The sequence below is a fragment of the Microbacterium sp. CIAB417 genome, from assembly GCF_022788845.1.
Window position 1 is genome coordinate 828,822 of record NZ_JAHZUT010000003.1, and the last position, 12,694, is coordinate 841,515.

14 protein-coding genes are annotated in these 12,694 nt (G+C 69.0%); 3 read left to right on the plus strand and 11 right to left on the minus strand.

All coding sequences use genetic code 11. The annotated features are described in order from the left end of the window. Positions 1-12: 12 nt before the first annotated feature. A complete protein-coding gene (locus KYX17_RS16350) occupies positions 13-516 on the plus strand; it encodes a glutathione peroxidase (protein WP_283818151.1) in 504 nt (167 codons plus the stop codon). 1 nt (position 517) lies between these two features. Here the strand turns inward: KYX17_RS16350 and KYX17_RS16355 are convergent, their stop codons facing one another. Further along, positions 518-1,192 carry a DsbA family protein gene (locus KYX17_RS16355; protein ID WP_243227987.1) on the minus strand — a complete coding sequence of 225 codons (675 nt, stop codon included), beginning with the start codon at positions 1,190-1,192 and terminating at the stop codon, positions 518-520. A 237-nt stretch (positions 1,193-1,429) separates the two neighbouring features. Between KYX17_RS16355 and KYX17_RS16360 the strand changes: the two genes are divergently transcribed. Beyond that, complete coding sequence (locus KYX17_RS16360; RefSeq protein ID WP_243227988.1) at positions 1,430-2,464, plus strand: PIG-L family deacetylase; 1,035 nt, start codon at positions 1,430-1,432, stop codon at positions 2,462-2,464. Positions 2,465-2,471: 7 nt separating this feature from the next. Here the strand turns inward: KYX17_RS16360 and KYX17_RS16365 are convergent, their stop codons facing one another. Beyond that, on the minus strand, positions 2,472-3,275 hold the full coding sequence (locus KYX17_RS16365) for an isoprenyl transferase (RefSeq protein WP_243227989.1): 804 nt from the start codon (positions 3,273-3,275) through the stop codon (positions 2,472-2,474). Continuing rightward, entirely contained in the window at positions 3,272-4,000 is a 729-nt protein-coding gene (recO, locus tag KYX17_RS16370) for a DNA repair protein RecO (RefSeq protein ID WP_243227990.1), read from the minus strand. Before recO ends, KYX17_RS16365 begins: the two co-directional genes overlap by 4 nt. Before the next feature lie 35 nt (positions 4,001-4,035). On the opposite strand from recO, the gene KYX17_RS16375 reads away from it, so the two are divergent. Next, positions 4,036-4,737 carry a trimeric intracellular cation channel family protein gene (locus KYX17_RS16375; RefSeq protein WP_243227991.1) on the plus strand — a complete coding sequence of 234 codons (702 nt, stop codon included), beginning with the start codon at positions 4,036-4,038 and terminating at the stop codon, positions 4,735-4,737. Positions 4,738-4,828: 91 nt separating this feature from the next. Here KYX17_RS16375 and leuA read toward each other — a convergent pair whose 3' ends face one another. The 8 genes from leuA to dnaJ form a co-directional block, all read right to left on the minus strand. Then, positions 4,829-6,586, minus strand: coding sequence for a 2-isopropylmalate synthase (gene leuA, locus KYX17_RS16380; protein ID WP_243227992.1), 1,758 nt, complete (start codon positions 6,584-6,586; stop codon positions 4,829-4,831). Between the two features lie 132 nt (positions 6,587-6,718). Further along, on the minus strand, positions 6,719-7,615 hold the full coding sequence (gene era / locus KYX17_RS16385) for a GTPase Era (RefSeq protein ID WP_243227993.1): 897 nt from the start codon (positions 7,613-7,615) through the stop codon (positions 6,719-6,721). After that, complete coding sequence (locus tag KYX17_RS16390) at positions 7,612-8,922, minus strand: hemolysin family protein (RefSeq protein ID WP_243227994.1); 1,311 nt, start codon at positions 8,920-8,922, stop codon at positions 7,612-7,614. The genes era and KYX17_RS16390 overlap by 4 nt, the downstream gene beginning before the upstream one ends. Continuing rightward, positions 8,919-9,395, minus strand: a complete 477-nt coding sequence (gene ybeY, locus KYX17_RS16395; protein ID WP_234072993.1) for an rRNA maturation RNase YbeY — start codon at positions 9,393-9,395, stop codon at positions 8,919-8,921. Before ybeY ends, KYX17_RS16390 begins: the two co-directional genes overlap by 4 nt. After that, positions 9,392-10,423, minus strand: a complete 1,032-nt coding sequence (locus tag KYX17_RS16400) for a PhoH family protein (protein WP_243228218.1) — start codon at positions 10,421-10,423, stop codon at positions 9,392-9,394. Before KYX17_RS16400 ends, ybeY begins: the two co-directional genes overlap by 4 nt. Before the next feature lie 31 nt (positions 10,424-10,454). Continuing rightward, the gene (locus tag KYX17_RS16405) at positions 10,455-10,802 is read right to left on the minus strand and encodes an HIT domain-containing protein (RefSeq protein WP_243227995.1); all 348 of its coding nucleotides are present in this window, start codon (positions 10,800-10,802) and stop codon (positions 10,455-10,457) included. 23 nt (positions 10,803-10,825) lie between these two features. After that, positions 10,826-11,563 carry a 16S rRNA (uracil(1498)-N(3))-methyltransferase gene (locus KYX17_RS16410; RefSeq protein ID WP_243227996.1) on the minus strand — a complete coding sequence of 246 codons (738 nt, stop codon included), beginning with the start codon at positions 11,561-11,563 and terminating at the stop codon, positions 10,826-10,828. Between the two features lie 4 nt (positions 11,564-11,567). Next, positions 11,568-12,680: a molecular chaperone DnaJ gene (gene dnaJ / locus KYX17_RS16415; RefSeq protein WP_243227997.1), complete on the minus strand. Its 1,113-nt coding sequence runs from the start codon at positions 12,678-12,680 to the stop codon at positions 11,568-11,570. Positions 12,681-12,694: the final 14 nt, after the last annotated feature.

Genomic DNA, 12,694 nt, shown 5'->3' on the forward strand with positions numbered 1-12,694 from the left:
ACTGTGAGGCTCATGAGCGCGACCACCGCCGAAGACCTGCGTACCATCCCTTTCACCGCCGCAGACGGCACCCAGAAGACCCTCGCCGAGTACGGCCAGAACGTCCTCATGATCGTCAACGTCGCCTCACGTTGCGGGCTCGCCCCGCAGTACGAGCAGCTCGAGGAACTGCAGCGCACGTACGGCGAGCGAGGCTTCACCGTCCTCGGGTTCCCCTGCAACCAGTTCATGGGTCAGGAACCGGGCTCCGTCGAGGAGATCCTCGAGTACTGCTCGATGACGTGGGGTGTGACGTTCCCCGTGAACGACAAGGTGAAGGTGAACGGTCCCGGCGCCGCTCCCCTCTACAAGGCGCTGAAGCGCGCAAAGGACGAAGAGGGCAAGCACGGCCCGATCCTCTGGAACTTCGAGAAGTTCGTGCTCACCCCCGCCGGAGACGTGCACCGGTTCCGCCCGACGGTCAAGCCCGACGATCCGGCGATCGTCGAGGTCATCGAGCGGAACCTGCCCGCCTGAGTCAGGCCGTCTCGGCGCCCTGTCGCTCCGCCCAGACCTGGCGGGCGATCTGCGCGAACGCCTCGGGGGGCTGCGCTCCGCTCACCCCGTACCGCTCGTCGATCACGAAGAACGGCACGGCGTTGATCCCGTACGCCGTGGCCTGCGCCCTGTCCGCCTCGACGGCTTCGAGGTACCGGTCGCTCTCCAGCGCCTCGCGCGCGGCATCCGCATCCAGCCCCACCTCGGCAGCCAGCGTCACGAGGTCGTCGATCCGGCCCACGTGGTGACCTTCCACGAAGTAGGCGGCCATGAGGCGCTCGGTCATCTCCCGCTGCAGGCCCTGCTCCTTCGCGAAGTGCAGCAGCTGGTGCGCCAGCACCGTGTTCGTGTGCTGCAGCTTCTCGAAGTGGTAGTCCAGGCCTGCCTCGGCGGCGACACCGGTCACGCGATCGAGCATTTGCCGAACCTGGTCGTGCGGCATCCCCTTGTATTCGGCGAGGAAGTCGACCTCGTTCCCGTGGAAATCGACCGGCGTGTCGGGCGAAAGCTCGTACGAGTGGAAGGTCACCTCCACCCGCGGGGCGTCGTCGTCATCCGCGGTGGCCTTCAATCCGGCCTCGAGATTGCGCTTACCGATGTAACACCACGGGCACGCGATGTCACTCCACACGTCGATACGAATCGGGTCTGTCATGACGGGAGCAACGGCGGCTCGGCCCGTACTATTCCGATGCCCCGGCAACCGGGAGCGACGAACGCTGAGAAGGTGCGAAGAATGACCGCGTGAAAGAGGCCCACTGTGCGAGACTGCTGAGGGCTGCCGTGGGGGTATGCCGGCACCTGAGCAATATGGGGAAAGCACGTGGGGACCCGAACCCCGGCGCGTGACGCGCGCCACGCACGACGACGACGCCGCCGCACCATCGTCTGGGTGAGCTCACTCATCGCCGTCATCGCGGTGGGCGCGACCACCGCGGCGGCCGTGGTCCTGCCGCAGCTGCCGCCGTCCTTCCCGTTCGCGGCGGAACAGACACCCAGCTCGACACCCACGGTGGTCCACTCGCCGGATCCGGCGCCCTTGCCCACGCCGGTGCAGACACCCGACACTCCCCCGCCGCCTCCCGCCGCGCCGACCTCCCCGCTGGCTCTCCCCTGCGACACCACGACCCTGATGTCGGTCTGGGCACACCAGGACGACGACCTGATCTTCGCGAACCCCTCGTTGCAGGAGGCCGTGAGCAACGGCGAATGCGTCCGCACGCTCTACCTCACCGCCGGCGACGCCGGTCAGGGGGCGAACTACTCGCGTTCGCGCGAACTGGGCATCCTCCGGGCCTACAACACCATGCGCGGCGCGCAGGCGTTCTGGGACGAGACCAGCGTGACCACGCTGTCCGGCGCGCACGTCACCATCTTCTGTCGCCAGGGCGACCCCAAACTCAGCGTCGCATTCCTGCGCCTGCCCGACGGCGGCCTCGACGCGGGCGGATTCGTCGCAACCGGCCACGCGAGCATCCCGCAGCTCGAGTCCGGCGCGATCCCCGCGCTGGCTCCCATCGACGGCGGCCCGCCGCTCAGCGCCCCGGTGTTGCAGCAGACCGTCGCCGAGGCCATCACGGCCTGGGCACCCACCCGGCTGTTCACCCACGTCCCCGCGAACTCGCCCTTGACGCAGGGCGATCATCCCGACCACGGCGCGACCGGGGCGATCGTGCGGGCGGCGGCGCAGAGCGTCGGCTATCCGATCGACGCCATCAGATACTTCGTGGGATATCCGTCACAGAAGCTGCCCGTCAATCTCAGCGGCGACGTCCTCAACCACAAGGTCGACACATACCGGATCTACGCGAAGGAGGACCCGGTGATCGCCTGTGCCGACAACACCGCCTGCCTCGCCCGCAAGGGATTCGGCGCGTGGCTGCAGCGCTCCTACCCGAAGACAGACGCGGAGCTCGGTATCGGTTGAGCCCGCCTCACGCGCGCGGCGCGTCGACCGCGCCGCCGAAGCGGCGATCGCGGCCCAGGTACAGGTCGATCGCCCGCCACAGATCGCGCCGGCCGAAGTCGGGCCAGAGGGTGTCGAGGAACACGAACTCGGCGTACGCGGACTCCCACAGCAGGAAGTTCGAGGTCCGCTGCTCGCCGCTGGAGCGGACGAACAGGTCCACATCCGGCATGTCCGGCTGGTAAAGCCGACGCTGCACGAGCTTCTCCGTGACGGCGGACGGTCGCAGGCGCCCTGCGGCGACATCATCCGCGATGGATCGCATCGCGTCGACCAGCTCGACACGACCGCCGTAGTTGACGCACATCGTCAATGTCAGCACCGTGTTGTCGCGCGTGAGCTCTTCGGCGTACTGGAGCTCTTTGATGACCGAGCCCCACAGCCGCGGTTTGCGCCCGGCCCACCGCACCCGCACACCCCACTCGTTGAGCTGGTCACGGCGGCGGTGCAGCACGTCGCGATTGAAGCCCATCAGGAAGCGCACCTCGTCGGGCGAACGGCTCCAGTTCTCTGTCGAGAACGCGTAGACCGAGAGGTGGGTGATGCCCGCCTGGATCGCGCCGGCGACCACGTCCAGGAGCGCCGCCTCACCCGCCTTGTGTCCCTCGACACGGGTGAGTCCGCGGCCGTTCGCCCACCGTCCGTTGCCGTCCATCACGATCGCCACGTGACGGGGAACCGTGCCGCGCTGGTAAGCGGGCGGGTACTCGCCCGTCCAGTCGACGGGTCGGTACGGCACCGCATCCCGGTGCGTGTAGGGCTTCGGGCTCATCGGGCTCTTTCCACGTGGGACAGGGATCGGATGCCGCGCTCGAGGTGCCACTGCGCGTAGGCGGCGACGAGCCCGGACGCGGAAGCGTGCGTGCGCTCGGCCGCGGCGTCCACCAACGCCCAGTCACCGGTCAGCAGCGCACGGAGATGGCCCGTGGTCTCGATGTCGACGCGCGCGGATCCCGCGGGCGCGCAGGCGGGGCACACCATGCCTCCGGCCTGTGCGACGAACGCGTTATGCGGGCCGGGCGCACCGCACCGGGCGCAGTCGTCGAGACCGGGCGCCCACCCCGAGAGGGCGAGCGCGCGCAGGAGATAGGAGTCGAGGATGCTGCGCGGCGCGTGGTCGGCGCGAGCGAGAGCGCGCAGGCCGCCCACCAGCAGCAGGTAGTGCGATGCGGACGCCTCCGCGTCCCCCAGCCGGTCGGCCGTCTCAGCCATCGCGCTCGCGGCGGTGTAGCTGTCGTAATCGCCGGCGATGTCGGCGCCGTAGGTGCCCAGCGACTCGGCCTGCTGGACGATATCGAGCGAACGGCCGGCGTAGAGCTGAACGTCCGCGACCATGAACGGCTCCAGCCTCGCGCCCAGCCGGGACGACGTGCGACGCACGCCCTTCGCGACGGCGCGGATCTTGCCGGTGCGGCGCCCGAGCATGGTGACGATCCGATCCGCCTCACCCAGCTTGTGGGTGCGCAGGACCACGACTTCGTCGCGATAAGTGGGCACAGTCGATTATCCCGCGGAGCAGAGACAATGGATGCGTGACCGAGCCGCTCTTCGTGATCCCTCTCTGGGCCGATCTCACCGCCGTCGCCCTCGGAGGCGTCCAGGGCGCGCTCTTCGCATCCGGCTTCCGTGGACAGCGCCGCCTCGACCTGCTCGGCGTCGCCATCATCGGCATCCTGTTCGGCATGGGCGGTGGCCTGATCCGCGACCTCCTGCTCGGGGTCGCCCCCGCCACCCTGCAGAGCGACTGGTATCTGCTCACGGCGATGGCCGCATCCCTCATCGGCATGCTGCTGGCGGGCCTGTTCCAGCGTCTGAACCGGGTCATCGTCTCGCTCGACGCATTCGTCATCGGGCTCTTCGGCGCCTTCGGCACGAGCAAGGCCCTCGCCCTGGGGCTCCCGGTCGTACCCGCCGTGTTCGTCGGCGTCTGCGCCGCTGTAGGCGGCGGAGTGCTCCGTGACGTCATCATGGGCCTGCCGGTGGCCATCATGCATGTCGGATCGCTCTATGCCGTGGCCGCCGCCGCCGGCTGTGTCGTGCTCGCGACACTCGACGCATTCGGCGTGAACCTCGTCGTCGCGGCGATCGTCGGCATCGCGGTGACGACCATCATCCGCATCCTCGCCGTGATCTTCGACCTGTCCCTCCCGGAGCAGCGGATGCTGTATCGCCGCAAGGTCGCGGTGGAGACCGCCGCGATCCCGATCGTGCGCCCCGCCGCCGAGCCCGAGTAAGCACCGCGAGACTGCACTTTCGCCACGAGATCACGGGTGATACCCGTGATCTCGTGCGGAAGATGCAGTCTCGCGGTCGTGGGGAGGAGGATCAGGCGCTGGCGACGAGCTCGCGCTCGCGGGTGCGGATCGCGCGGTTCACGCTCGAGACGACCGCCTTGAGGCTCGCCGTCGAGATGTCACCGTCGATGCCGACGCCCCACAGCCGGTCGCCGTCGACCTGCAGCTCGACGTAGGCCGCCGCCTGAGCGTCGCCGCCTGCGCTCATGGTGTGCTCGACGTAGTCGTACAGCGAGATGTCGAAGCCGCGGGAACGCAGCACCTCGAGGAAGGCCGCGATGGGGCCGTTGCCGTTGCCGACCGCGTCTTCGACGGTATCGCCGTCGCGCAGACGCACGTTCAGCTCGACGTCGCCGGTCATCTCGCTCGAGGTGCGCGTGCCCAGCAGCTCGAATCGGCCCCAGCGGGCGTCGTCCGACTCGGACGGCAGGTACTCGTCCGAGAACACCGACCAGATCTGGTCGCTCGTGACCTCGCCACCCTCGGCGTCGGTCTTGGCCTGCACGACACCGGAGAACTCGATCTGGAGCTTGCGGGGCAGATCCAGCGCGTGGTCGGTCTTGAGCAGGTACGCGACCCCGCCCTTGCCCGACTGCGAGTTGACGCGGATGACGGCCTCGTAGGAGCGACCCAGGTCCTTCGGGTCGATGGGCAGGTAGGGCACGGCCCACTCGATCTCGTCGACCGAGACACCGCGCGCCGCGGCTTCGGCGGCCATCGCCTCGAAGCCCTTCTTGATGGCGTCCTGGTGCGAGCCGCTGAAGGCCGTGAAGACGAGGTCGCCGGCCCAGGGGCTGCGCTCGGGAACCGGCAGCTGGTTGCAGTACTCGGCCGTGCGCTTGATCTGATCGATGTCACTGAAGTCGATCTGCGGGTCGATGCCCTGCGTGAACAGGTTGATGCCCAAGGCGACCAGGTCGACGTTGCCCGTGCGCTCGCCGTTACCGAACAAGCAGCCCTCGATGCGGTCTGCTCCGGCCATGTAACCCAGCTCCGCCGCGGCGACGGCCGTACCGCGGTCGTTGTGCGGATGCAGCGAGATGATGACGTTCTCACGGTGGTTGAGGTTGCGCCCCATCCATTCGATCGAGTCGGCGTAGACGTTCGGGGTGGCCATCTCGACCGTGGCGGGCAGGTTGATGATGACCTTGCGCTCGGGCGTGGGCTCCAGAACCTCGAGCACGGCGTTGCAGATCTCGGCCGCGAACTCCAGCTCGGTGCCCGTGTAGCTCTCGGGCGAGTACTCGTAGTACACCGCCGTCTCGGGGATGCGCTTCTCGTACTCGCGGCACAGCCGCGCACCCTCGAGCGCGATGTCGATGATGCCCTGCTTGTCGGTGCGGAACACCACCTCGCGCTGCAGCACGCTCGTGGAGTTGTACAGGTGCACGATCGCCTGCTTGGCGCCGGCGATGGCCTCGTAGGTGCGCTCGATCAGGTGCTGTCGCGCCTGCGTCAAGACCTGGATGGTGACGTCGTCGGGAATGAGGTCCTTCTCGATCAGCTCCCGCACGAAGTCGAAGTCGGTCTGGCTCGCGCTCGGGAAGCCGACCTCGATCTCCTTGTAGCCCATGCGCACGAGCAGGTCGAACATGACCCGCTTGCGTTCGGGGCTCATCGGGTCGATCAGCGCCTGGTTGCCGTCGCGCAGGTCGACCGCGCACCAGCGCGGAGCTTCCGTGATGCGCTTCGCAGGCCAGGTGCGATCGGGCAGGTCCACGCGGATCTGCTCGTGGAAGGGACGGTACTTGTGCGTCGGCATGCCGGACGGCTTCTGAGTGTTCTCCATGGCTGCTTTCCTCGTCGGATGATGCGGGCCGTCGACGAGCTCCGCGACGAGAAGGGCCCTAGAACGAGGTCTCGTCGCGGCGACTAAGGAGAAGCACGGCCGCGCGCATGCGGACAGCTTACACCCGGCAGGTCAGAAGCCCAGGCGCCCCAGCTGCTTCGGGTCGCGCTGCCACTCCTTGGCGACGCGCACGTGAAGGGACAGGTACACCCGGCGACCGAGGAGCTCCTCGATCCCCGCGCGCGAGGCGGCACCCACGTCGCGCAGGCGCTGACCCTTGCGTCCGATGATGATCGCCTTCTGGCTGTCGCGCTCGACGACGATGTCGGCAAACACATCGGTCAGGTCGGAGTCCTCGCGCTCGGCGATGTCCTGGACGACCACCGCGATGGAGTGAGGGAGCTCCTCACGGGCATCACCCAGCGCCGCTTCGCGGATGATCTCGGCGATGCGGTCCTCCGTGGTCTCATCCGTCACGACGTCCGCGTCGTACAGCGCGGGACCCGTGGGCATGAGGGCGAGCAGCTCGTCGGAGAGCACGCCCAGCTGCTCCCCCGTCAGCGCCGAGAGCGGGATGACCGCATCCCAGTCCTCGCGGAGAGCATCCACCTCGATGAGCCGTTCGGTGATCTGCTCGCGGGATGCGGCATCCGTCTTCGTGACCACGGCGACCTTGCGTGCCCGGGGATAGCCGTTCAGCGACTCCGCGATGCGGCGGTCACCGGGACCGACCTTCTCGGTCGCGGGCGCGCAGAACGCGATCACGTCGACGTCACCGAGCACATCTTCGACCAGATCGTTGAGGCGCTGTCCGAGCAGGGTGCGGGGTCGATGCAGTCCGGGCGTGTCGACGACGACGAGCTGACCGGCGGGCCGGTTCACGATGCCACGGATGGCGCGGCGCGTCGTCTGGGGCTTCTCGCTCGTGATGGCGATCTTCTCGCCCACGAGTGCGTTGGTCAGCGTCGACTTGCCGACGTTCGGGCGTCCCACGAATGTCACGAAGCCGCTGCGGTGCTCGTCGGTCATCGTTCTCCCTCCACCGGCACGGGGATCGAGCCCGTCCGGGTATCCGTCTGCGGTTCCGGGGCGCGCTCCACCAGGACCGTCGCGAGACCGCGCCCGCGTCCGCGCGAGGCTCCGCCCGTCAGGTGCAATCCCTCATAGGTGACGCTGGCACCGGGCTGCGGAACCCGGCCCAGTACCTTGCCCAGAAGCCCGCCGACGGAGTCGACCTCATCGTCGTCGAGCTCGAGACCGAACAGCTCGCCGACCGCATCCAGACCGAGGCGGGCGCTCACACGATAGCGATCGGGACCGAGCTCGACGACCTCGGTCGCCGGGGCGTCGTACTCGTCGGCGATCTCGCCCACGAGCTCCTCGATGACGTCCTCGAGGGTCACGAGGCCCGCGATGCCGCCGTACTCGTCGACGACCATGCACACGTGCACGGCGTCGCGCTGCATCTGCTGCAGCAACGGCTCGACGCGCATCGACTCGGGGACGAAGACGGGAACACGCGCCAGCTGCGCCACCGGCTGAGCGCCCCAGTCCTGCTCGTCGCGGAACGCGCGGCGCACCAGATCCTTGAGATACAGGATGCCGCTGACGTCCTCGCCGTCGGCGGTGAGCACGGGGATGCGGGAGACTCCCGTGTCGAGGAAGATGCGTAGCGCCTCTCGCGCCGTGTCGTGCTCGGCGAGCGTGACGAGGTCGGTGCGCGGCACCATGACGGCGCGCACGTAGGTGCCGGTGAACTCGAAGACCGAGTGGATGAGCTCGCGGTCGTCCTCCTCGATGAGGTCGTGCATGGCCGCTTCGTCGACCATGCTGAGCAGCTGCTCCTCGGTGTCGAACGACGCCCCGCGGGCACCACCGGGGGTCACCCGGCTGCTCAACGCGACAAGGCCGTGCGCGAGGGGGCCGAGAAGGATGCGGACGCCGCGGATCACGGGCGCGGCTCCGCGCAGCAGGCCCTCTGCGTGACGGCGGCCCACCGAGCGGGGGCTGACGCCGACAGCCACGAAGGAGAGGCCCGTCATGAGCACGATGGCAGCCAGGATCGCCCACCAGACGTTGTCGAACAGCTGGTCGAACGCGGCGGTCACGAGTACCGCGGCACCGGTCTCCGCCAGCACGCGGATGAAGGCCACTGCGTTGGCGTGCGCCTCCGGGTCGGCGCTGATGCGGCCGAGCGGTACGGCGTTGCGTCCGGACCCCGAGAGATCGACGAGGTCCTGACGCGAGGTGACACCGAACGCCGCGTCGATCGCGGCCATGAGAGCGCCGAACGCGATGAGCAGAACGGCCGCGGTCAGCAGCAGCGCAGCGGTCATCCCCGCGCCCTGCGCCGTTCGGCGAGGGTGAAGGCGACGATGAGATCGCGCTGCAGACCGAACATCTCTGCCGCGTCATCGGGCTCGGCGTGATCGAAGCCGAGCAGGTGCAACAGGCCGTGCGTGGTGAGCATGATCAGCTCGTCCTGCATCGGATGCGGCGGCTTCGCCTCGCGCGCCTGGGTCTCGGCGACCTGCGGGCATAGCACGATGTCACCCAGGAGGCCGGGAGGCGTCGGGGCCTCTTCGGAACCGGGTCGCAGCTCGTCCATCGGGAAGCTCAGCACGTCGGTCGGACCAGGCTCGTCCATCCACTGCACGTGCAGCGCTTCCATGGCGCCCTCGTCGACCAGGAGGATCGCCACGTCGGCATCCGGGCTGATGTGCAGCTCGGAGAAGTTGCTCTCCATGAGTCGTAGCAGCACGGTCTCGTCGACGTCGATGCCGGACTCGTTGGTGATCTCGATCGTCATGAGCGTCCTCGCTTCGGAAGGTGGTCTCGTGCACCGCCGCGCCGCTGGGCGCGATTGGCGAGCTCGCTGGCCTCGTCCCGCTCGCGGCGGGACGCGAGACGCCGCTCGTCGAACTCGGTGTAGGCGTCGACGATCTTGCCGACGAGGGTGTGGCGCACCACGTCGTCGCTGGTGAGGTACGAGAAGTGGATGTCGTCGATGTCTTTGAGCACCCGCGTCACCAGGCGGAGGCCGGATGCCCCCTGCGGCAGGTCGATCTGCGTGATGTCGCCGGTGACCACCATGCGTGTTCCGAACCCGAGGCGGGTGAGGAACATCTTCATCTGCTCGGGGGTGGTGTTCTGCGCCTCGTCGAGAACCACGAAGGAGTCGTTGAGCGTGCGCCCGCGCATGTAGGCGAGCGGCGCCACCTCGATGGTCCCGCTGGCCATGAGCTTCGGGACGAGTTCGGGGTCGAGCATCTCGTTGAGGGCGTCGTAGAGCGGACGCAGGTACGGATCGATCTTGTCGGTCAGCGAGCCGGGGAGGAACCCGAGACGCTCGCCCGCTTCGATCGCCGGACGGCTGAGGATGATGCGGCTGACCTCCTTGCGCTGCAGCGCCTGGACGGCCTTGGCCATCGCCAGGTAGGTCTTGCCGGTTCCGGCGGGACCGATGCCGAACACGATCGTGTTGTCTTCGATGGCGTCGACATAGGCCTTCTGCCCGAGCGTCTTCGGTCGGATGACCTTGCCACGCGACGACAGGATCGCCTCGCCCATGACCTCGGACGGACGCATCCCGCCGTCCGCGTCGAGGATGCGGCGCGACGAGGCGACGTCGGCGGGACCCAGGTCCTGCCCCCGGCGGGTCATGACGAGCAGTTCCTCCACGAGCGTCTTGGCCGCCGCGACGTCGGCGGCAGAGCCCGAGAGGGTGATCTCGTTCCCGCGCACGTGCACATCGACATCCGGATGCTCACGCTCGACCACGCGCAGGAGGCGGTCCTGCGGTCCCAGCAGCTGCACCATGGCGATGCCGTCGGCCATCAGCTTCTCGACGGCTTCGGGTTGGGGCTGCTCAGGCACCGAGACTCCCCTCCGACAGGTCGCCGGCGAGAACGTGCGCGTGCACGTGGAAGACGGTCTGACCCGCGCCGGCGCCGGAGTTGAAGACGAGGCGGAAGTCGCCGTCCGCGTGCTCCGCAGCCGCCTTGCCTGCCACCTCGACCATCTCGGCGAGCAGATCGGGCGCGTGCGCCGCCAGCGACACGACATCGCGGTACTCGGGGGTCTTCGGGATCACCAGGAGATGGACCGGAGCCTGGGGCGCGATGTCACGGATGACGAAGACGCGCTCGGTCTCGGCGAGGATCTCCGCGGGGATCTCGCCCTGCAGGATGCGGGTGAACACGGACGGCTCGCTCATTCCTCCAGTCTATGCGCGCGCGTTCACCACCGACCCAGGAGAGCCTCGATGGCGGCGAGGGCGGCGGGTCCCGCGGTGGAGGTGCGCAGGACACCGTCGCCGAGCCGCACGGGGTGGGCGCCGGCTGCCGCGAACGACTCGAGTTCCGCAGCGTCGATCCCGCCCTCGGGTCCCACGACCAGCAGGATCTCCGTCGCGTCCCGCAGCTCCCGCATCCTGGTGCTGAGGGATTCGGACGCGCCGGGCTCCAGGACGAGAGTCGAGGTGACCGCGGCGCGCTGCGCGATCTGCGCACTGGTGCTCGCCTCGCTCACCTCCGGCACCCACGCCCGGTGGGCCTGCTTGGCGGCTTCGCGGACGATCTGCGTCCAGCGGGCGCGGCCCTTGACCGCCTTGGCGGCATCCCAGCGCGAGACGCTGCGGGCGGCCTGCCACGGCACGACCTCGGCGATGCCGAGCTCCGTCGCCGCCTGTACCGCCATCTCATCACGGTCGCCCTTCGCGAGAGCTTGCACGAGGACGAGCCGCGGCGCGGGCGGCGGGACGTCCTCGCGGTGACGGATCTCGACCGCCACTTCGCGCGGCGCGACGCTCGTGCACGTCCCCGTCGCCCAGACTCCTCGTCCGTCGCCGATCGTGACCGCCTCGCCGACGCGCACCCGCCGCACCGTCGCGGCATGGTGCGCCTCGGCTCCGGTCAGCACGACCGTGCGGCCGGGCTGGGCGTCGGAGGCGTCGTCGAGGAGGAAGTGGAGCGCCACCGGATCACCCGTTGCGGAAGCGGTCGCGGAGCTTGGCGAACAGACCCTGCTGGAACTCGGACAGACGAGGAGCCGGAGCCTTGGTCTTCTTGGCGAACTCCTCGATGAGAGCCCGCTCCTTGTGGTCGAGGCGGGTCGGGGTGACCACGTGCACGCCGATCCTGAGGTCGCCGCGTTGGTTGCCGCGCAGCGGCGTGATGCCGCGTCCCTTGATCGTCAGCACGTCGCCGGCCTGGACCCCGGCGCGCAGCTCCAGGTCGACGGGTCCGTCCAGCGCCTCGATCCGCGTGGTGGTTCCGAGGATCGCGTCGGGCATCGAGACGTCGAGGGTGGCGAGCAGGTCGTCGCCGTCGCGGCTGAACACCTCGTCCGCCGCCACCGTGATCTCCAGGTACAGGTCGCCGTGGGGACCGCCCGCGGGGCCCACCTCGCCGGAGCCGGGAAGCTGCAGCCGCAGGCCCGTCTCGACGCCCGCGGGGATGTCGACCGAGACCGTCCGCCGCGCGCGCACGCGCCCCTGGCCCTGGCAGGTCGCGCAGGGGTACGGGATCGTCGTGCCGTAGCCCTGGCACGTGGCGCACGGCTGGTTCGTGACGACGTTGCCGAGAAGGCTGCGGACCGTGCGCTGCACGTGTCCGCTGCCGTGACAGATGTCGCAGGTGACGGGCGACGTGCCCGGCTGGCAGCACCCGCCCTCGCACGTCTCGCACAGCACCGCGGTGTCCACCTCGATGTCGCGATGTGCCCCGAAGATCACTTCCCGCAGCTCGAGCGTCACGCGCACGAGGGCGTCCTGGCCTCGCTCGGTGCGCGAGCGCGGACGCACGCGCCCGGCTCCGCTTCCCCCGCCGAAGAACGTGTCGAAGATGTCGCTGAACCCGCCGAAGCCCTGGGCACCGCCGAATCCACCGCTGTCGCCGCCCATGTCGTACCGACGACGCTGCTCGCTGTCGCTCAGCACGTCGTAGGCGTGCGTGACGAGCTTGAACCGCTCCGCCGCATCCTCGCCGGGGTTCACATCGGGATGCAGCTGACGCGCGAGCTTGCGATACGCCTTCTTGATGTCGTCCTGCGATGCGTCGCGAGGCACCCCGAGTACTTCGTAGTGGTCTGCCACTTCAGCCTTCCCGT

What these genes read in the sequence shown, in the direction of transcription:
- leuA (WP_243227992.1), bottom strand. Translation starts at nt 6,586, where the DNA reads ATGGAGAACACTCAGAAGCCGTCCGGCATGCCGACGCACAAGTACCGT.
- KYX17_RS16405 (WP_243227995.1), bottom strand. Translation starts at nt 10,802, where the DNA reads ATGAGCGAGCCGTCCGTGTTCACCCGCATCCTGCAGGGCGAGATCCCC.
- KYX17_RS16365 (WP_243227989.1), bottom strand. Translation starts at nt 3,275, where the DNA reads ATGAGCCCGAAGCCCTACACGCACCGGGATGCGGTGCCGTACCGACCC.
- KYX17_RS16400 (WP_243228218.1), bottom strand. Translation starts at nt 10,423, where the DNA reads ATGGCCGACGGCATCGCCATGGTGCAGCTGCTGGGACCGCAGGACCGC.
- ybeY (WP_234072993.1), bottom strand. Translation starts at nt 9,395, where the DNA reads ATGACGATCGAGATCACCAACGAGTCCGGCATCGACGTCGACGAGACC.
- KYX17_RS16355 (WP_243227987.1), bottom strand. Translation starts at nt 1,192, where the DNA reads ATGACAGACCCGATTCGTATCGACGTGTGGAGTGACATCGCGTGCCCG.
- KYX17_RS16390 (WP_243227994.1), bottom strand. Translation starts at nt 8,922, where the DNA reads ATGACCGCTGCGCTGCTGCTGACCGCGGCCGTTCTGCTCATCGCGTTC.
- era (WP_243227993.1), bottom strand. Translation starts at nt 7,615, where the DNA reads ATGACCGACGAGCACCGCAGCGGCTTCGTGACATTCGTGGGACGCCCG.
- KYX17_RS16350 (WP_283818151.1), top strand. Translation starts at nt 13, where the DNA reads ATGAGCGCGACCACCGCCGAAGACCTGCGTACCATCCCTTTCACCGCC.